At 49.1% G+C, this 17,580-nt stretch carries 22 protein-coding genes and 1 tRNA gene; 20 read left to right on the top strand and 3 right to left on the bottom strand.

The features are described 5' to 3' along the window. The first annotated feature begins 240 nt into the window (after positions 1-240). The 12 genes from rpmH (at position 241) to PXY01_RS18630 (ending at position 11,176) form a co-directional block, all read left to right on the top strand. A complete protein-coding gene (rpmH, locus tag PXY01_RS18685) occupies positions 241-375 on the top strand; it encodes a 50S ribosomal protein L34 (protein ID WP_127530040.1) in 135 nt (44 codons plus the stop codon). An 81-nt stretch (positions 376-456) separates the two neighbouring features. Further along, positions 457-804, top strand: a complete 348-nt coding sequence (rnpA, locus tag PXY01_RS18680) for a ribonuclease P protein component (RefSeq protein ID WP_127572065.1) — start codon at positions 457-459, stop codon at positions 802-804. A gap of 97 nt (positions 805-901) precedes the next feature. Beyond that, the gene (locus PXY01_RS18675; RefSeq protein WP_127572088.1) at positions 902-1,678 is read left to right on the top strand and encodes a YidC/Oxa1 family membrane protein insertase; all 777 of its coding nucleotides are present in this window, start codon (positions 902-904) and stop codon (positions 1,676-1,678) included. After that, positions 1,675-2,325, top strand: a complete 651-nt coding sequence (gene jag / locus PXY01_RS18670; protein ID WP_127572063.1) for an RNA-binding cell elongation regulator Jag/EloR — start codon at positions 1,675-1,677, stop codon at positions 2,323-2,325. Before PXY01_RS18675 ends, jag begins: the two co-directional genes overlap by 4 nt. Positions 2,326-2,422: 97 nt before the next feature. After that, positions 2,423-3,802, top strand: a complete 1,380-nt coding sequence (gene mnmE / locus PXY01_RS18665) for a tRNA uridine-5-carboxymethylaminomethyl(34) synthesis GTPase MnmE (RefSeq protein WP_127572086.1) — start codon at positions 2,423-2,425, stop codon at positions 3,800-3,802. 80 nt (positions 3,803-3,882) lie between these two features. Further along, a complete protein-coding gene (gene mnmG / locus PXY01_RS18660; protein WP_127572061.1) occupies positions 3,883-5,781 on the top strand; it encodes a tRNA uridine-5-carboxymethylaminomethyl(34) synthesis enzyme MnmG in 1,899 nt (632 codons plus the stop codon). Positions 5,782-5,789: 8 nt separating this feature from the next. Then, positions 5,790-6,512, top strand: a complete 723-nt coding sequence (gene rsmG, locus PXY01_RS18655) for a 16S rRNA (guanine(527)-N(7))-methyltransferase RsmG (protein ID WP_127572059.1) — start codon at positions 5,790-5,792, stop codon at positions 6,510-6,512. Between the two features lie 194 nt (positions 6,513-6,706). Then, positions 6,707-7,531: a nucleoid occlusion protein gene (gene noc / locus PXY01_RS18650; RefSeq protein ID WP_127572057.1), complete on the top strand. Its 825-nt coding sequence runs from the start codon at positions 6,707-6,709 to the stop codon at positions 7,529-7,531. A gap of 111 nt (positions 7,532-7,642) precedes the next feature. Continuing rightward, on the top strand, positions 7,643-8,416 hold the full coding sequence (locus PXY01_RS18645; protein WP_127572055.1) for a ParA family protein: 774 nt from the start codon (positions 7,643-7,645) through the stop codon (positions 8,414-8,416). Then, on the top strand, positions 8,397-9,245 hold the full coding sequence (locus tag PXY01_RS18640; RefSeq protein WP_127572053.1) for a ParB/RepB/Spo0J family partition protein: 849 nt from the start codon (positions 8,397-8,399) through the stop codon (positions 9,243-9,245). The genes PXY01_RS18645 and PXY01_RS18640 overlap by 20 nt, the downstream gene beginning before the upstream one ends. Before the next feature lie 150 nt (positions 9,246-9,395). Further along, positions 9,396-10,565, top strand: coding sequence for an aminotransferase class V-fold PLP-dependent enzyme (locus PXY01_RS18635; RefSeq protein ID WP_127572051.1), 1,170 nt, complete (start codon positions 9,396-9,398; stop codon positions 10,563-10,565). A gap of 122 nt (positions 10,566-10,687) precedes the next feature. Then, positions 10,688-11,176 (top strand): DUF4446 family protein, encoded by a 489-nt coding sequence (locus tag PXY01_RS18630; protein WP_127572049.1) that lies wholly within the window; start codon positions 10,688-10,690, stop codon positions 11,174-11,176. On the opposite strand, the gene yyaC is transcribed toward PXY01_RS18630, so the two are convergent. Continuing rightward, positions 11,151-11,741, bottom strand: a complete 591-nt coding sequence (gene yyaC, locus PXY01_RS18625) for a spore protease YyaC (protein ID WP_127572047.1) — start codon at positions 11,739-11,741, stop codon at positions 11,151-11,153. The two genes, PXY01_RS18630 and yyaC, sit on opposite strands and share 26 nt — an antisense overlap. A gap of 163 nt (positions 11,742-11,904) precedes the next feature. Here yyaC and PXY01_RS18620 point away from each other — a divergent pair, with 163 nt between their 5' ends. From PXY01_RS18620 to PXY01_RS18605, 4 genes are all read left to right on the top strand, one after another. Next, positions 11,905-12,150 carry a putative Se/S carrier protein gene (locus tag PXY01_RS18620; protein WP_174721851.1) on the top strand — a complete coding sequence of 82 codons (246 nt, stop codon included), beginning with the start codon at positions 11,905-11,907 and terminating at the stop codon, positions 12,148-12,150. A gap of 51 nt (positions 12,151-12,201) precedes the next feature. Then, complete coding sequence (locus PXY01_RS18615; protein ID WP_127572043.1) at positions 12,202-13,053, top strand: mechanosensitive ion channel family protein; 852 nt, start codon at positions 12,202-12,204, stop codon at positions 13,051-13,053. 18 nt (positions 13,054-13,071) lie between these two features. After that, positions 13,072-13,311, top strand: a complete 240-nt coding sequence (locus PXY01_RS18610; protein WP_127572041.1) for a DUF951 domain-containing protein — start codon at positions 13,072-13,074, stop codon at positions 13,309-13,311. Between the two features lie 90 nt (positions 13,312-13,401). Next, positions 13,402-13,492, top strand: a tRNA-Ser gene (locus tag PXY01_RS18605). Positions 13,493-14,333: 841 nt separating this feature from the next. Here the strand turns inward: PXY01_RS18605 and PXY01_RS18600 are convergent. Continuing rightward, positions 14,334-14,519 (bottom strand): YjzC family protein, encoded by a 186-nt coding sequence (locus PXY01_RS18600; RefSeq protein WP_127572039.1) that lies wholly within the window; start codon positions 14,517-14,519, stop codon positions 14,334-14,336. Between the two features lie 230 nt (positions 14,520-14,749). On the opposite strand from PXY01_RS18600, the gene rpsF reads away from it, so the two are divergent. From rpsF to rpsR, 3 genes are read left to right on the top strand one after another with little or no spacing between them, the layout of a single operon-like run. Next, a complete protein-coding gene (rpsF, locus tag PXY01_RS18595; RefSeq protein ID WP_127572037.1) occupies positions 14,750-15,037 on the top strand; it encodes a 30S ribosomal protein S6 in 288 nt (95 codons plus the stop codon). 38 nt (positions 15,038-15,075) lie between these two features. Then, positions 15,076-15,579, top strand: coding sequence for a single-stranded DNA-binding protein (gene ssb, locus PXY01_RS18590; RefSeq protein ID WP_127572035.1), 504 nt, complete (start codon positions 15,076-15,078; stop codon positions 15,577-15,579). Between the two features lie 19 nt (positions 15,580-15,598). Next, positions 15,599-15,877: a 30S ribosomal protein S18 gene (rpsR, locus tag PXY01_RS18585; protein ID WP_127572033.1), complete on the top strand. Its 279-nt coding sequence runs from the start codon at positions 15,599-15,601 to the stop codon at positions 15,875-15,877. 87 nt (positions 15,878-15,964) lie between these two features. On the opposite strand, the gene PXY01_RS18580 is transcribed toward rpsR, so the two are convergent. Next, positions 15,965-16,318, bottom strand: a complete 354-nt coding sequence (locus PXY01_RS18580) for a DUF4870 domain-containing protein (protein WP_127572031.1) — start codon at positions 16,316-16,318, stop codon at positions 15,965-15,967. 189 nt (positions 16,319-16,507) lie between these two features. Between PXY01_RS18580 and PXY01_RS18575 the strand changes: the two genes are divergently transcribed. Further along, positions 16,508-17,557 carry an LCP family protein gene (locus tag PXY01_RS18575; protein WP_174721850.1) on the top strand — a complete coding sequence of 350 codons (1,050 nt, stop codon included), beginning with the start codon at positions 16,508-16,510 and terminating at the stop codon, positions 17,555-17,557. Positions 17,558-17,580: the final 23 nt, after the last annotated feature.

The following is a 17,580-nucleotide window of genomic DNA, read 5'->3' as shown; positions in this document are numbered from 1 at the left end:
TGCATAACTGTGGAACTGCTTAAGTCCGTTGATGCTGATGCAGTTGACTTTTTTCGGGCCCCGTGGTTAAATATAAAAAGGTCTTTTTTCAGGGCTGTCGGGGCAACAGATCGATAATTTCCCGATGTAGTCCGACAGCTGGTGAATGCCTTCTTTAATGAAAAGAACGCGTAACCTGCATGAGCAAACTCTCTTAACGAGAAGGACGCATATACGATCCTTGCAAGGAGGTGCATACGAATGAAACCGACTTTCAAACCGAATGTAAGCAAACGTAAGAAAGTTCACGGCTTCCGTACTCGCATGAGCACGAAGAACGGTCGCAAAGTATTGGCCGCTCGCCGTCAAAAAGGTAGAAAAGTGCTGAGCGCATAAGCTTGAGACCACTGTGCGGTGGTCTTTTTTTTATGTTTGTTGAGCAAGCTCTTATATATAAGGAAGCGGGGGTGAGGGAGCATGCATCGCAAGCTGAGACTACGGAACCGGGCCGATTTCAGCCGGATTTACCGGGCGGGCAAATCGTTCGCGAACGGTCAGTTCGTCGTCTATTGGTCGAAGCAGCCGGCTGCAGAGCCGTTTCGGCTAGGCGTGTCAGCCAGTAAGAAGATTGGCAATGCCGTTGTGCGAAACCGGATGCGCCGAGTCGTGAAGGAAATCGTTCGTCTGAATGCGGATCGGATTACACCGCGGGTCGATCTGATCCTGATTGTGCGTAAGCCGGCCGTTGAGATGAAGACGAAGGAGCTGGAGCGAAGCGTGCTCCACGTGCTGAAGAAGGCAGGTCTATTGAAGGCGCGTACATAACCTGCTGCTGTTCGTTGGACGAGTTGTTTCTTTGAACCAGAAGATATGGTATAGTTTAGGTTGGAAAAGCAATGGCTCTGACAGAGAGGAGTTTGTGATTTTGTCCCGGATTTTGAAACGGAAATGGCTGCTTGTCGCGGCTCTGATTCTGGTGGTCGCTACCCTGACGGGATGCTCGGCCTCGAATCAAACAACGACAACAGAAGGCTTGCTGGAGGGGAACTTCTGGCAGCGTAATGTTGTGTACTGGTTCGCGTTAATGCTAGATACATTCGCGAAGTGGTTCGGCGGCGAATACGGTCTGTCGATTCTGCTGCTTACGATTATTGTACGGACGCTGATCCTGCCGCTTACGCTGAAGCAATATCGCAGTTCTAAGGCGATGCAAGCGATTCAGCCTGAGATCGAGAAGATTCGCAAGAAGTATAAGGACAATCCGCAACAGATGCAGCAGGAGACAATGAAGCTGTTCCAGCAGCATCAAGTTAATCCTATGGCGGGCTGTCTTCCTATGATCGTGCAGATGCCGATTTTTATCGCACTGTATAACGCGATCTACATGAACAGCGCTATTCGCGAGCACGAATTTCTATGGCTCCAGCTGGGCGAGAAGGATCCTTATTATATTCTGCCGATTATAGCGGCAATTACGACTTTCGCGCAGACGAAGATGATGCAGTCGCAGCAGAAGACGGCGATGCCAGGGATGCAGATTATGCTGATTATTTTCCCGGTTATGATCTTCGTTATGGCGATTAACTTCCCGGCAGCGCTGCCGCTGTACTGGATTTTCAGCAACTTCTATACGATTATTCAGAACTACTTCCTGTACGTACGCAAATCACAGCGTAAGGAGAGTGTTCCTGCGAAATGAGGAAAATCGTCGCATCGGGTAAGACAGTAGAGGAAGCTGTCCGTAACGGACTGAAGCAATTGCAAACGACGGAAGACCGCGTCATTACGGTCGTGCTGGAGCAGCCTTCGAAGGGGCTGTTCGGGCTGATCGGTGTAAAGGAAGCGAAGGTTCAGCTTGAGGAGCTGCCGAATGCTTACGACCAAGCGGAGCAATTCATTACAGAGGTTGCTGGCGCAATGGGATTGATGGTGAAGGTATCCCGATCCGATACGAAAGAAGGACTTCTTCTGGAGGTTGAAGGGGAAGGCGATCTCGGCCAATTGATTGGCCGCCGAGGTCAAGCGCTCGATGCATTGCAATATTTGACCACGATTGTGGCCAACCGTTATAGTGATAAGCCGGTTCGAATCGTACTCGATGTGGAAGGTTTCCGCGATCGCAGAAGGAAGACGTTGGAGGAATTATCGGAGCGGCTAGCCGGGCGCGTTGTTCGCACCGGTAAGGAAGTCGTGCTCGAGCCTATGTCTCCACAAGACCGCAAAATTATTCATTCGCAGCTGCAGCATCACCCGTTCGTTCGAACGTTCAGTCAAGGCGAGGAGCCGAATCGGCGTATCGTCATCGCACTCCAAGAGAGGAATGCGAAGGAACGAATCAGCGAATAATGAGCAATATAGGGCGATGATCTGAAGTGGCGCATTATTCGCAGCAATGGCTCTTATAGTCATTGCTGTTTTTTATGAGGAGCGTTTCATCATGGTAATGTCTCATGATACAATAGCGGCAATTGCGACGGCGGTCGGCGAAGGCAGTATCGCCGTCATTCGTATTAGCGGGCCTGACGCGATTGCTCGAACAGCCGCCATCTTTAAGACGAAGGCGGATTTTGAGTCAGCGGCTACGCATACGGTTCATTATGGTCATATAGTGGACCCTATGACAGGCAGCCGGGTGGAGGAAGTGCTGGTCACCCTAATGCGTGGGCCTCGTTCGTTTACCGGTGAGGATGTAGTCGAGATTGGTACGCACGGCGGCGTAATTGCAGCGCGTAATGTACTGCAGCTGGTACTTCGGCAGGAGGGGATACGGCTTGCGGAGCCGGGCGAATTTACGAAGCGCGCATTTCTGAACGGAAGGATCGACTTAACGCAAGCGGAAGCAGTCATTGATCTGATTCGATCCAAGTCGGACCGGGCGTTCTCCGTCGCGATGAAGCAATCAGAAGGAGCGCTGTCTCGGCGAATCATTGAGCTCCGGCAGCGTATTCTTGAAGTCATCGCGCATGTGGAGGTCAATATTGACTATCCTGAGCATGACGTCGAAGAACTGACAAGTGCATTCATTCGAGAGCATTGCGGACAAGCACTTGAAGGTGTAAATCTGCTGCTGAAGACGGCTTCGGAAGGCAAAATATTGCGTGAAGGTATCGTGACTGCCATTGTAGGACGGCCGAACGTCGGCAAGTCGTCGCTGCTTAATGCGCTGTCGCGTTCGAATAAAGCCATTGTGACCGATATTCCGGGTACGACGCGGGATGTCATTGAGGAGTTCGTCACGGTAAACGGCATACCGTTGCGTCTACTTGATACCGCAGGTATTCGGGAGACTTCAGATGTGGTCGAGCGGATCGGCGTAGAGCGGTCGCGCTCTGCGCTGGAGGATGCAGACCTGATTCTGTACGTTTTGAACCAGAACGAGCCTCTGCATGAAGATGACCGTGAGCTGATGGAGCGGTTAGCAGGCCGTCAGGTTGTCGTCATTTTGAACAAAACCGATCTTCCTCGTCAGCTTGACGTGTCCGAGGTGGAGAGAGTGTTCCCGGCGGAGCGGATCGTGTCGATGTCCGTTCTGGAGGATAAAGGAGTCGACCGGTTGGAGCAGGTCATCAGCGATCTGTTCTTCGGAGGGCGAATTGAATCGAATGATTTGACATACGTCACGAATGTTCGGCATATTTCGCTATTGGAGCGTGCAAGGCAATCGCTGCTTGATGCAATTGAGGCGACACATATGGGTGTGCCGATCGATATTATACAGATTGATGTCCAACAAGCATGGGAACTGCTTGGTGAAGTGATTGGAGATGCCGCGGGCGAGTCGCTGCTAGATCAAATTTTCTCGCAATTCTGTCTCGGCAAGTAAGCAGGTTAAATAATGGATTGGTTTATGCATTGATCCATTATCCGGTTTTAATAAATTGAATTTAAATAGGAGGATTTACAATGGGTTATCTCGGAGGAAGCTACGACGTTATCGTCGTAGGCGCCGGTCATGCCGGATGTGAAGCAGCATTGGCCGCCGCCCGTATGGGCTGTGAGACGCTGCTCTTGACGATCAACCTCGATATGGTCGCCTTTATGCCTTGTAATCCGTCGATAGGCGGACCTGCTAAAGGCCATGTTGTTCGAGAAATTGACGCGCTCGGCGGTGAAATGGGACGCAACATCGATAAAACGTTTATCCAAATGCGCATGTTGAACACAGGGAAGGGGCCTGCGGTTCATGCGCTGCGCGCGCAGGCTGATAAGTTCGATTATCAGCATATGATGAAGAAAACGATTGAAGAAACGGATCATCTTACGCTGCGACAAGGTATGGTAGAGGAGTTGATCGTCGAAGATGGGCGCTGCGTCGGTGTGATTACGAAGACAGGCGCGGAATATCGCTCGAAGACGGTCGTCATTACTACGGGGACTTATCTGCGCGGCAAAATTATTATCGGAGAGCTTATGTATGAGAGCGGTCCTAATAACCAGCAGCCATCTGTGAAGCTGTCGCAGTGCTTGAAAGATCTCGGCTTCCAGCTTGTTCGCTTCAAGACGGGGACACCGCCGCGTGTACACGGTGATACGATTGATTTCAGCAAGACGGAAATTCAGCCGGGCGATGATAAACCGAAGTTTTTCTCTTATGAGACGGTAAGCTCGGACAACGAACAACTGCCTTGCTGGCTGACTTATACGTCCGAGACGACGCATCAGATCATTAACGACAACTTGCACCGTGCACCAATGTTCTCGGGAGCGATTGAGGGAACAGGACCACGCTATTGCCCGTCGATCGAGGACAAAATCGTTCGTTTCGCGGATAAGCCGAAGCATCAAATCTTTCTCGAACCGGAAGGTAAGAACACGTCGGAGTACTATGTGCAAGGGCTGTCAACAAGTATGCCGGAGGATGTGCAGTTGAACATTCTTCGCTCTATTCCAGGTCTTGAGCAGGTCGAAATGATGCGGACGGGTTACGCGATTGAGTATGATGCGGTTGTTCCGACTCAGCTGTGGCCGACGCTTGAGACGAAATTGATTGAAGGCTTGTTCACAGCAGGGCAAATTAACGGAACGAGCGGATATGAGGAAGCGGGCGGACAAGGAATTGTTGCAGGCATTAACGCTGCTCGCAAAGCACAGGGCAAGGAGCCTGTTATTATTGAACGCTCGCAGGGCTATATTGGCGTTATGATCGACGATCTGGTGACGAAAGGTACGACGGAGCCGTACCGTCTGTTGACGTCGCGTGCCGAGTACCGCTTGCTTCTTCGCCACGATAATGCAGACTTGCGCCTGACGCCGCTTGGTTACGAAATCGGTCTTATTCCGCAGGAGAGGTACGATCGTTTTCTGAATAAGAAAAATCTTGTTGAGCAAGAGATCGAGCGTCTTCGTTCGACGAAAATACGTGCAGATGAGGCGGCACAGTCCCTTCTTGCGGAGATTGGCTCTGCTCCGATGACGGGCGGTTCCTCTGCGCTTCTGCTGCTCCTTCGTCCAGAGGTGACGTATGCACATATAGAGCGGCTGACACCATCTCCTTATGAATTAACCGAGGAGATGAAGGAACAGGTTGAAATTCAGGTGAAATACAGCGGCTATATTGAGAAGCAGCTTCAACAAGTTGAGCGGATGAACCGAATGGAGAAAAAGCGTATACCAGACGATATCGATTATTTCGATGTTCATGGACTTGCGAATGAGGCCAAAACGAACCTGTCGCAGATTCGTCCGCTTTCGATCGGGCAAGCCTCCCGTATCGCAGGTGTCACACCTGCCGATATATCGATTCTGCTCGTTTACTTGGAGCATTATAATCGGGTGACGGCTGCCCGGGCTGCACGGGGGTAACGGGGAGAATGGATCAGACGTGGACATGGTTCACTGATAAGCTCGCAGCACGAGGGATATCGTTGTCCGAGGAACAGCTGAACCAATTCGAAGCGTACTACCGGCTATTGGTCGAGTGGAACGAGAAAATGAATTTAACTGGTATTACGGAGCGCGAGGCTGTATATGAGAAACATTTTTATGACTCGATATCACTGGCGTTCTATACGAATATGAATGAAGCGGAAAGCATTGCTGATATTGGGTCGGGAGCGGGCTTTCCAAGCCTGCCGATCAAAATATGTTTCCCTCATTTGAAGGTGACGATCGTAGATTCCTTGAACAAGCGAATCTCATTTCTGCGGCACGTTGTACAGGAGCTTGGGTTGACCGACGTTAATTGCTTGCATGGCAGGGCGGAGGACGTTGCTCGTCTCTCAGAACACCGCGACCGATACGATCTTGTTACGGCTAGAGCTGTTGCCCGGCTTAACGTATTGAATGAGTTCTGTCTTCCGTTCGTAGTTAAGGGGGGAATATTCGCGGCCATGAAAGGCGGCGACCCGACGGAGGAACTGCAGGAAGCAGCGGTCAGCCTCCGTGAGTTGAAGGGTAAGCTGCTTCGCGTGGAGTCGATGACACTTCCGTTCGAACTGTCAGAGCGGCATATCGTATTGATTGCCAAGACGGACAGCACGCCGCGCAAATATCCACGCAAGGCGGGAACTCCATTGAAGCAGCCTATCTTATAATGGCTAATCGATATTGCCGTGAATGTTTCACGTGAAACATTCACGGCAAACTTTTTGTGACGAAACAGATGTCAAGCAGGAAATGAAGATTTCCTCATCGAATGTTATAAGGGCAAGTTGGAATTCGGCTGCACAACTAAGATTGATGAGATGAACGGACATCGGTATATTGAAATCGGGTGGTTGTTGACGTTATGAAAGAACAGTTTTCTCGGTTGTTCGGTCTAGCCGATCAACGTAACAATGCGGGGTCGGACGAAGTAAAGCAAATTCCGATTGCCGACATCGATACGAGTCCTTATCAACCGCGTACTATATTTGATGATGAGCGTATCGAAGAGCTGTGCCAGACGATTAAAACACACGGCGTTATTCAGCCAATCGTTGTACGTCAGCGTAATGGACGTTACGAGATTATTGCAGGGGAGCGGCGTTGGCGTGCCGTTACTAAGCTTGGGCTCGAACGGATACCAGCTATCGTACGTGAATTCAACGATTCTCAAGCGGCATCGATCGCATTAATTGAAAACTTGCAGCGCGAAGGATTGACGGCTTTAGAGGAAGCAGTCGCTTATCAGAAGTTGATTGATCTACATCAACTGACGCAGGAAAGCTTGGCGCAGCGGCTCGGTAAGAGCCAATCGACGATTGCTAATAAGATTCGACTGCTAGGGCTGAGTGAGCCGGTTAAAAATGCGCTTATGGAACGCAAAATTACGGAACGTCATGCAAGGGCACTGTTGTCGCTCGATACGGATGAACTGCAGGAGAAAGTACTTGGCGATATCATTTCGAAAGAACTGAATGTGAAACAGACGGAAGCGCGAGTTGCCTTCTATAAGGAAGCATCGAAGACGAAGAAAGCTCGCCGAATTTCGTTCACGAAGGATGTTCGACTCGCCTTGAATACGATCCGGCAATCCATTGACATGGTAACGTCCTCCGGTCTGAAAATCGAAACCAAAGAAAATGATCGAGAAGATCATTATGAAATTGTAATTCATATACCTAAGCGTTAAACTGTAATAGGGTAGCTAGTTCGATTTATTGCCTGGCGAAAGCGGCCGACACAGCCGCTTTTTCTGATTTTCGGACATTTTAGATTGCATACTTACAAGAGGTGAACCGGATTGGCTAAAATAATTGCCATCACAAATCAGAAGGGCGGTGTCGGAAAAACGACAACGTCCGTTAATTTGGGCGCTTGTATGGCGTCGCTCGGCAAGCGTGTGCTGCTCGTTGATATTGATCCTCAGGGCAATACGACGAGTGGTATTGGAATTAATAAAGCGGACGTTGAGAATTGTATCTATGACATTTTAGTTAATGAGGTTCCACCGAAGGATGCGGTCGCTAAGACGGCAATTCCGGGACTGGATGTCATACCGGCGACAATTCAATTGGCTGGAGCAGAGATCGAGATGGTGTCCACGATCTCGCGGGAAGTCCGATTAAAGCGAGCGCTCCATCAATTGAAACCGGACTATGATTACATTCTAATCGATTGTCCGCCTTCACTTGGATTGCTGACGATCAATTCACTGACAGCGGCTGATTCTGTCCTTATTCCGATTCAATGTGAATATTATGCTCTTGAGGGCCTGAGTCAATTATTGAATACGGTTCGTCTAGTTCAGAAGCATTTGAACACGAATCTTCAAATCGAGGGCGTGCTGCTCACGATGTTCGATGCGAGAACGAACCTTGGCATTCAAGTAATTGAAGAAGTGAAAAAGTATTTCCAACAAAAGGTTTACCAGACGATTATTCCTCGCAACGTTCGGTTAAGCGAAGCGCCTTCGCACGGACAAGCGATAATCACCTATGATCCGCGCTCCAAAGGAGCGGAAGTGTATCTCGAACTGGCGAAGGAAGTGATTATGTATGAGCAAGCGGCTAGGTAGAGGTCTTGATGCACTGATTCCATCACTATCGGTTAAGGATGACGATAAAGTCATTGAAGTTCCATTATCGCAGCTGCGTCCGAACCCTTATCAGCCGCGTAAGACGTTCGATGAGGATTCGATTAAAGAATTAGCCGAGTCGATCAAGCAGCATGGGGTCATACAGCCGATTATTGTTCGCACGGTACTGAAAGGTTATGAGATAATTGCGGGTGAACGGCGGTTTCGGGCGTCCCAGCTGTGCGGCAATACGTCGATTCCGGCAGTTGTTCGAACATTCACGGATCAACAGGTCATGGAGATTGCGTTAATTGAGAACTTGCAGCGTGAGGACTTGAATGCGATCGAAACAGCGATTGCTTATCAAGCACTGATGGACAAGTTCGAATTAACGCAAGAGGAGCTGTCGATGAAGGTTGGAAAGTCCCGTTCCCACATTGCTAACTTTCTAAGGCTGCTGACTCTTCCGACAAGCATTAAGGAAGATGTTTCACGTGGAACATTATCAATGGGGCATGCACGCGCGATTGTCGGTATTAAAGATCCGAAGCAGCAGCTGGAGTTTGCTCGCCTGACAATTGAGCACGAGTGGAGTGTACGGGAGCTTGAAGCTGCGATCCAGAAACAGCCGGAGAAGCAGCCGGAGAAGGAGAAGACACGGCAGAAAAAACGCGATCCATATATTGAAAGCGTAGAAGAATCGCTGCGTGATCGCTTTAAGACCACCGTTCGTGTGAAACAGCAGAAGGATAAAGGTCGTATCGAGCTGTTATATTACAATAAGCAAGATTTGGAGCGGTTGTTGGAGCTTCTGCAGCAGTTAGCATAACGGATGATTTATAGCAGTAAACACCAGCGATAGCATGCCTGAGCTATAATATTCCTGAACGGGATAGTTGGCGCGGGTATGCTATTGTTGGCGTTTTTGGGGTGCGCAGCTGGTTCGGAAATAAGTTATGATGCGGAAGAGGGGACTCTTATGGAGCAGCAGTCGGTCATTTATTTGGATCATGCGGCGACGTCGTGGCCGAAGCCGCCAGCCGTTATTGACGCGGTCAGAGATGCGATGCTATATGATACCGCTAATCCGGGGAGGGGCAGTCATGCGATGGCGGTAAAGTCGAGCCGCCATATATTTCAGGCGCGTAAGCAATTGGCGAAGCTGTTCCGAATCGGCAATCCGAATGATATTGCATTCTCGCTTAACACGACTACCGCGCTTAATCTAGCGATTAAAGGGTTTTTGAGGCCGGGCGATCATGTTATTTCAACGGCGGTGGAGCATAACTCTGTACGCAGACCTTTGGAATATTTGAAGCAGGCGATTGGAATAAATGTGACTTACATTGATGCGGATCTAACGGGACATATTGAGCCGAAGCGAATTGAGGAGGCTATCGTTCCGGCAACGACCTTAGTTATTGTGAACCACAGCTCGAATCTGCTCGGCTCGATTACGCCGGTAGCGGATATAGGAGTCATTTGCCGAAAACACGGGGTTAAGCTGCTTGTCGATGCAGCGCAAAGTGCGGGAATATTGCCAATTGATGTGGGCGCAATGGGGATTGATATGCTTGCATTTCCAGGCCATAAGGGGCTGTTAGGGCCACAAGGAACGGGAGGGCTATATATTCATCCAGACCTGGAGCTAACACCGCTGCTGCATGGCGGTACAGGCAGCCAATCCGAGGCGCCGGAGCAGCCGAATGTGCGTCCAGACCGGTATGAAGCTGGGACGCCGAATACACCGGGATTAGCAGGTCTTGCCGCAGGTGTCAGCTACATTTTGCATGAGACCGTTGAAACAATCCATACTAAGGAATGGCGTCTGACACAACTGATGATGGAGGGCTTGTCCTCCATACCGGGAATAACGATTCTTGGTCCGCCCCTTGGAGAGCAGCGTACCGGCATCGTATCATTCAATTTGGCGGGAGCGGATGCATCCGAGCTATCGTTTATTCTAGATCAGCATTATCGGATTGCGGTACGGGCAGGATACCATTGTACTCCTCTGGCACATGCTTCTGCAGGAACAATTGATATAGGAGCCGTTAGAGCGAGTGTGGGCTGCTTCACGACAGAAGATGATGTGAAAGCAATTGTAGACGCAATGCGGGAAATTCGAGAGCATTATCCAAATCAATAATGTGGAATAAAGCTCGGCTATAGGTACATATAATGGTCGAGGCGGCAGGAACGTTACGACGATAAATAATGAACATGAAAGTATAGCCAGTTGGAGCAAAGCAATGGGGGAGCGGAAAGGGAATGAATGAAGCACTATCACCACTAGAATTAACGGTTGTCGTATTAGCGGTTGTGTTGGTCATCATGATCATATGGATGGCGATAATTGGAGCGCGGCTCAAAAAACTTAGAAAACAATATGTAGCAGCGATGGGGCAAACGGGAGTAGCGAACCTGGAAGAAATATTAGCCGAAATGAAGCAGCAACTGACCGATCATAAGGAACAATTGACACAGCACAACAAAACGCAGGAGCTTCTTGCCAAAGCTTTAAGCCAGACATGTGGTAAAGTAGCAGTACACCGTTATAACGCATTTTCCGAGCAGGGTAGTGATCTTAGCTTCTCGCTTGCAATTATTAATGATTCGCAGGATGGAATCGTATTGAGCGGTCTCCACAGCCGTGAGGATACGTATGTGTATGCGAAACCGCTCGAGAAAGGGAACTCTCCTTATCCGCTTACGCCGGAAGAGAAGAAGGCGGTTAGTCTGGCGTTGCAGCAGGCCTAGTTGTCGTTCGGCAGTTCATAATAGCGGAGAATAAGCTGTGGGCTATAACGTCAGCCATCCGCATAACAAGATGAAGACGAGTATTTTGAAGAACGAAATATTCCATAAAACCTCCGACATTTACAATGCCGGTAATGTGTATATCCCCGACAGGAGGAAGTTGCTTATTCACGCCGGCGCCGGGCCTTACCGGTCCGATGCCGACTTGAATATTGCCAACGCTTGCAACTTGTCCAAGACAAGCATCGATGCCGATGATGAAAGGATTATGATTGTGCCGGTGAATGATGTTGAGCGTTTCCTCAAGGTTCATGGCGTGGACCGGCTCCTCTAATGTGCCATATAATTCAAAGTGAGTGCTTCTGTATTTCGCAAGCGTTGTACCGATCAGCGGACCGAGCGAGTCGCCAGTTGAACGGTCGGTTCCGACGCATACGACAATAAGACGTTGATTGCCGGACAGTCCATTCAGTAGAACGGTCAGACGATTCGTGAGTATGCCGGATACATTGGGCTCTTGATAGGGCACCTTTAAGGGCGACTCATACAACGACGACAGCTTCATACTATCCCCTCCGCCTCTCGTAATGTAATACTAGTATATGGTTAGGACAACCATTTTATACTTGTAGTCTTGGTGAAATTAGGCATTTGCAATGAATTTCAATTAGAAATTGATAAATGGTAGGACAAATGGTTAACCGCACAATGTACAGGAGTTGTTGGGCATGCTAATTGCATTCGATTCCACTCAGCAGGCGCTGCGGATGGAGATGCTGCTAGAATATATCGAGATAGAGATTGATCTATGTCCGACCCCTAAGCAGATCACGGCAGGGTGCGCTTTGTCTATCCGGTTTCCGGATGAGGATGAAGCGCGTGTATGGGATGTTATCGAAACCGAGAAGGTTGAGATACGAGGACTATTTCGTGAGTTGGATGGGCAATTCGAGCAGGTGGATCGGCTGAGGTGAAGGGAAATTGGCTGTGTACATAGATAGGCGAAAGTGAAAGGCGGGTATATTATGGACTTACATACCGTGTGGAATGACTTCAGTGACTGGATAACGAGCGGGGTGATGTGGAAAACGGTCGGGATTGCAGCCGTTCGTATCATTGCAATTCTGCTGATCGGCAGAATCGTTGAGTTTGTTATTCATAAGTCCATTGACCGTATGATGATTGACCGAGAGATGAAGCGAGCCAATCATACCCGACGCGTTCTGACGGTAGGCAAATTATTAAAAAATGTAGCGACATACTTGATTTATTTTGTAGGGGCCTTGCTCATATTGGCGGAGTTTAATGTGAATTTGGCGCCATTATTGGCAGGGGCAGGCGTCGTTAGTCTGGCGATTGGCTTTGGTGCACAAAGCCTGGTGAAGGATGTAATTACGGGCTTCTTTATTATTTTGGAGGATCAATTTGCGGTTGGGGACGTTATTCAGACTGGATCGTTCAAGGGGACGGTCGAAATGATCGGTTTGCGTACGACAAGAATTAAGAGCTGGACGGGTGAGCTGCACATCATTCCGAACGGAATGATTAATGAGGTGACGAACTTCTCGGTAAATAATGCTGTTGCGTTCGTCGATGTCGCTATCGCTTATGAAGAAGATATCGACCGGGCAATAACGATTATGAAAGAGGTCGTATCTCAGGAGTCGCTGCAGTTGGAATACGCGGTAGGAGTGCCGCAGGTGCTCGGCGTTCAGACACTCGGTCCTTCACAGGTTACGCTTCGCGTGACGGTGGAATGTATGCCGAATATGCAAGCTCCCGTTTCAAGGGCATTAAATACGGTCATAAAGAAGGCGTTTGAGGAACATAAAATCGAGCTGCCGTATCCGAAATTAGTTGCTTATCAGCGGCCTTAGAAGAGAGGAGGTACAAGAATGGAACGAAAAGTATTCCAGTTAGGTGATATCGTACAGATGAAGAAACAGCATCCATGCGGCACGAACGAAATGGAGATCATTCGAATGGGTATGGATATCCGGATCAAGTGCGTCGGCTGTAAGCATAGTGTGCTGGTGCCACGGGCCAAGTTCGAGAAAAACCTGAAGAAAGTGCTTCGCTCTAAAGAGGAAGCTGATCAGCAGTCGAATGGCATTGAAGCGCAGTCGAACGAGTAAATAAGCGGGAAGAATTAATATAATTCTGACAATTTAAAAAGACTTGCATCGGGTATTGCCGTGTGTTAGAATAAATCTTGTCTTCACCACGGAGAGGTACCCAAGTGGTCCAAGGGGGCTGACTCGAAATCAGCTAGGCGTGTCACAGCGTGCGTGGGTTCGAATCCCACCTTCTCCGCCATACATAAGCGATTAACGGTTCTCGATTATTGATTGAGGGCCGTTTTTTATTTTTCTGCAATTCTACCCACCCAAACCCTCCCTGCAAGGGAGGGCCTCAAAGGGCTCGCGCCCTCTGGACACCGCGAAGTCACACCTCATCTACTGCATCCCGTCCGCCCGCTCATGCCGCTGTCGCGGCAAAGCTCCACGCTAACGCTCCCTAGTCCCACCGAGCATCCGCATCCTTAATTCGAACGCCCGCAACCGTCCCCGCCCATTGATGATCCTTCGATTATCCCTGTTCAGCTTGAGAAAGATTAACTTCATTTGTTACTACACGTTGAGATAAATAGTGAGAACGATAAATTTAAATATGATGTGTTTGTGTATGTGATTGCAGAGGATAGATGCAGAAGAGAAGGGTAAAGCAACAACGAGAAAACGAACGTCGGGATAGCGGAAGCGGAGTGGAACATGAGCATCAGGAGCGAAGAACGCAGTGAGGTAATGAGAAGCAACCCATTAAAAAAGGAGCCCGAGGGCTCCTTTGACGGCAATTTGATGGGATGAAACAGATCACTACTTCTGACAGAAACTTCGGATCATCGTTACGAATTCGCGGCAGAATTCGTCGTTTTCATCCGACGCCTTGCAGCGCAATGAAACTCCGATGGTGTTACAGACGGTAGTCTTTGGCACAACCCCTCGCTTCTATTCATTCGTGGTCTTATTTCTTCACAATTCCTTGTACCTGCTTATCGGGTTCAATGGACTTGCACCTCTCATTTCGCCGTCGATAGTATGATGCGCCGCACGCATCCGGTTTATGCATCGATCATTAAATTTTCGAATAGAGATTGTTATTGCTTAGGAAGTCTCTTCCACTTGCGCTCATGATTGGTCGTTTCGGGAAAACGCTGCCCCTTGCGCAATTTAATTTTTTGCGGATTGTTGATGCCCATATGAAACGAGTTGACGCCATCCTCAATGTAGGTGCCGTCATTAGGCGCTTTGTCGCCAGGCGAGAATAAAGTCCATTCACCCATATCGATTCCTCCTGTATGATGGTCATTATTCGTACGAAGCGCGAGCAACGAACAGCGCTTCTGCCCTAGTGTGCGCTGTATGGAAGGAACGCATGTGAGGCAGAATTCGGCTATCGGTCGGCGCTTGCCATAGGCGATACGTTTTGGTATAGTAATATGGTATGCGAGTTAGCGCTCGCTCCTTGCTCCTTTTATAGGGGCCGTTTTAGTCCAAGAGGAGGTGAATCGAAATGCGCAAATACGAAGTGATGTACATCCTTCGTTCGGATGTGGAACAAGAGAATGTTCAAGCCATCGTTGATAAATTCAACGCAATCATCACGAACGGCGGCGGTGAGATCGAGAAAACTGACATCATCGGTAAGCGCCGTCTTGCGTATGAGATCAACAAAGCACGTGACGGTATCTATGTTCTCGTAAACTTCTCCGCTCCGGTTGAAGTTATCGCTGAGCTTGATCGCGTCATGAAGATTGCGGATGAAGTCATCCGTACGCTCATCGTTAAAGATGTTGCTTAATTGATTAAACGCATGGTATCGATTGGGAGGTTACCACAATGTTGAACCGTGTGATTCTGATTGGCAGACTGACGCGTGATCCTGAATTGCGCTATACGCCTGCTGGTGTCGCAGTAACGCAGTTTACGCTGGCGGTCGACCGGCCATTCACAAGTGGCGGGGGCGAACGCGAAGCCGACTTTATTCCGATCGTCACGTGGCGGCAGTTAGCCGAGACGTGTGCGAACTATCTCCGCAAGGGGCGCTTGACGGCGGTCGAAGGCCGTATTCAAGTACGCAACTATGAGAACAACGAAGGCAGACGCGTCTATGTAACAGAAGTGATTGCCGACAACGTTCGTTTCTTGGAGTCGAACCGTGAAGGTGGGGCTCAGCGCGAAGAAGGCGGATTTAGCGGCGGAGGTTATAGCGGCGGCAATGCTGGCGGAGGCGGATCGTATGGCGGAGGCCGGTCCGGTCAAAACCAACGGAACGACAACCGGGATCCGTTCTCGGATGACGGACGACCAATCGATATTTCGGAAGATGATTTGCCATTTTAAATGAAAGGATGGTTCGAACATGAGCTTCAAGCCACGCGAAGAAGGACAAGATCGTCCAGAACGTAAATTCGGCGGTCGCAAAGGCCGTAACAAGCGCCGCAAAGTGTGCTATTTCACGGTTAACAAAATCAAGCACATCGATTACAAGGACACCGATCTGCTCCGTAAATTCATCAGCGAACGCGGCAAAATTTTGCCACGCCGTGTGACGGGTACGAGTGCGAAGTATCAGCGTCTTCTGACGGTAGCGATCAAACGCGCACGTCAAATCGCTCTGCTTCCGTACACGACGGAATAGGATCGTATACAGAAACAGCCGGCTTCTGAGTCGGCTGTTTTTTTTGTGCAAAGAAATGATGATGAACTATTTGCTCGTTTGACTCGTCTAGAATTTATAGGCTTGCTGCTCAGCGAAATCTCCAATGACGGGCAGCTTTACCCATTTGCCCTGAAGTGCGAGAAGCATGAGGGCCAGCCATAGAATAAAAGATGCCGGAACAAGCAGAGCAGCGGCAAACCAGCCTATAAGAGGGATCATGCCCAGTATTAAATGAATGACAATTAGCGTTGCAGAGACGATAATCGATTGCATGGCGTGAAACTTTACGAACCGGCTTTGCTTCTCTAGAACGAGGAAGAGGAATCCGGTAACAAAGCTGCCGAGGTAACAAAGCATACCAGCAACTTTGGCGTCCATTCCGGTAGATGATCGGTCGGGTCCGAAGGATGGAGGCAGCATCAGATAAGCTCCTTTCTTTCTCATAAGGGGGAATCGGATACCTAACAAAATCGGTTTGGATATTTTCTAGTATATGAGAGAAGAAGGGTGCTTATGACGAATTAAGAAGATGTACTGTTGCTTCGCCGCATGCGTTTCATGGTGAAGTGAACGGTTTAATGGGATATAGAAATAAAAGGAGATTAGATCATGATTCGAAAATTGAACCGTAAAATGAAATGGATTTCCGGTATTATGGCATTCATTATTGCTCTAGGCTTGTTTGGTTATTACAATCGGGAGAAGCTTGCACTGTGGGGATTTGATCTATTTCTGTCAGATCAAGTGAAGGAAGAGCTTCAGAAGTCATATAAGCCGATCGACGGTCGAGAAGCGCAGAACATCAGCTATACAGATATGACGAGCAGCAATCCGTTCACGGCGCTGCTGCTTGGCGTTGATCAGCGGGAGAACGAGACGGGACGCTCAGATACGATGATTGTCGCTGTTGTTCGTCCGAAGGATAAGGCGGTGCTGATGATATCGATTCCACGTGACACCTACACCGAGATAATCGGTAAGGATAAGAATGATAAAATCACGCACGCATACGCGTATGGCGGAGCGAAGATGTCGATCGAAACAGTCGAGAATATGTTCGGCATTACGATTAACCATTATGCAGCGATTAACTTCAACGGATTTCGTAATTTAATCGATGCGATGGGGGGAATCTCACTGCCGATCGGCAAAGATATAGTGAACTCGGGCAAGGACCATGAGAAGTTTGTTGTAAAGGCGAATCAGCCGTCCTATAACGGGCAGGAGGCGCTTAACTATGTCCGTTATCGTGAGGATGCAGGGGGCGACGTAAGCCGTACGGGACGCCAGCAAGCTTTTCTCGATGCGATTATGAAGAAAGCTTCAAGCATTGGCCAATGGAACGATATTCCGAAGTATGTCAGCATTATGGGCGATGACTTTAATACCGATATGACGCCGGAGATGATGGTCGGACTTGCCAGAACGCTGCTGCAAAGTGATAACCGCACCTTATACAGTCATACGCTAACAGGCGACGGTCATCGTATTACACCCGGCGGCGCATGGTATTACTTCGTAGATGAAGACGATTTGGCCGCTTCAACCGATCTGATCGAAAGCTGGCTTAATCCGGCTGCTGACTTGAAAAGTCTGCCGCTGCCGTCTGAGTACGAGCACGAGAAGGAAATGCGGGCCGGAACGCTCTCGGAGAGTTAAATAAGAAAGACAACAAACAAGTG

Origin of the sequence: Paenibacillus xylaniclasticus (assembly GCF_004001065.1) — a bacterium.
Lineage (GTDB): Bacteria > Bacillota > Bacilli > Paenibacillales > Paenibacillaceae > Paenibacillus_T > Paenibacillus_T xylaniclasticus.
The sequence above is the reverse complement of the archived record's forward strand: the minus strand, read 5'-3'. Positions and strand labels throughout refer to the sequence as shown.

What these genes read in the sequence shown, in the direction of transcription:
- rpmH (WP_127530040.1), top strand. Translation starts at nt 241, where the DNA reads ATGAAACCGACTTTCAAACCGAATGTAAGCAAACGTAAGAAAGTTCAC.
- rnpA (WP_127572065.1), top strand. Translation starts at nt 457, where the DNA reads ATGCATCGCAAGCTGAGACTACGGAACCGGGCCGATTTCAGCCGGATT.
- jag (WP_127572063.1), top strand. Translation starts at nt 1,675, where the DNA reads ATGAGGAAAATCGTCGCATCGGGTAAGACAGTAGAGGAAGCTGTCCGT.
- mnmE (WP_127572086.1), top strand. Translation starts at nt 2,423, where the DNA reads ATGTCTCATGATACAATAGCGGCAATTGCGACGGCGGTCGGCGAAGGC.
- mnmG (WP_127572061.1), top strand. Translation starts at nt 3,883, where the DNA reads ATGGGTTATCTCGGAGGAAGCTACGACGTTATCGTCGTAGGCGCCGGT.
- rsmG (WP_127572059.1), top strand. Translation starts at nt 5,790, where the DNA reads ATGGATCAGACGTGGACATGGTTCACTGATAAGCTCGCAGCACGAGGG.
- noc (WP_127572057.1), top strand. Translation starts at nt 6,707, where the DNA reads ATGAAAGAACAGTTTTCTCGGTTGTTCGGTCTAGCCGATCAACGTAAC.
- PXY01_RS18640 (WP_127572053.1), top strand. Translation starts at nt 8,397, where the DNA reads ATGAGCAAGCGGCTAGGTAGAGGTCTTGATGCACTGATTCCATCACTA.
- PXY01_RS18635 (WP_127572051.1), top strand. Translation starts at nt 9,396, where the DNA reads ATGGAGCAGCAGTCGGTCATTTATTTGGATCATGCGGCGACGTCGTGG.
- PXY01_RS18630 (WP_127572049.1), top strand. Translation starts at nt 10,688, where the DNA reads ATGAATGAAGCACTATCACCACTAGAATTAACGGTTGTCGTATTAGCG.
- yyaC (WP_127572047.1), bottom strand. Translation starts at nt 11,741, where the DNA reads ATGAAGCTGTCGTCGTTGTATGAGTCGCCCTTAAAGGTGCCCTATCAA.
- PXY01_RS18620 (WP_174721851.1), top strand. Translation starts at nt 11,905, where the DNA reads ATGCTAATTGCATTCGATTCCACTCAGCAGGCGCTGCGGATGGAGATG.
- PXY01_RS18615 (WP_127572043.1), top strand. Translation starts at nt 12,202, where the DNA reads ATGGACTTACATACCGTGTGGAATGACTTCAGTGACTGGATAACGAGC.
- PXY01_RS18610 (WP_127572041.1), top strand. Translation starts at nt 13,072, where the DNA reads ATGGAACGAAAAGTATTCCAGTTAGGTGATATCGTACAGATGAAGAAA.
- PXY01_RS18600 (WP_127572039.1), bottom strand. Translation starts at nt 14,519, where the DNA reads ATGGGTGAATGGACTTTATTCTCGCCTGGCGACAAAGCGCCTAATGAC.
- rpsF (WP_127572037.1), top strand. Translation starts at nt 14,750, where the DNA reads ATGCGCAAATACGAAGTGATGTACATCCTTCGTTCGGATGTGGAACAA.
- ssb (WP_127572035.1), top strand. Translation starts at nt 15,076, where the DNA reads ATGTTGAACCGTGTGATTCTGATTGGCAGACTGACGCGTGATCCTGAA.
- rpsR (WP_127572033.1), top strand. Translation starts at nt 15,599, where the DNA reads ATGAGCTTCAAGCCACGCGAAGAAGGACAAGATCGTCCAGAACGTAAA.
- PXY01_RS18580 (WP_127572031.1), bottom strand. Translation starts at nt 16,318, where the DNA reads ATGCTGCCTCCATCCTTCGGACCCGACCGATCATCTACCGGAATGGAC.
- PXY01_RS18575 (WP_174721850.1), top strand. Translation starts at nt 16,508, where the DNA reads ATGATTCGAAAATTGAACCGTAAAATGAAATGGATTTCCGGTATTATG.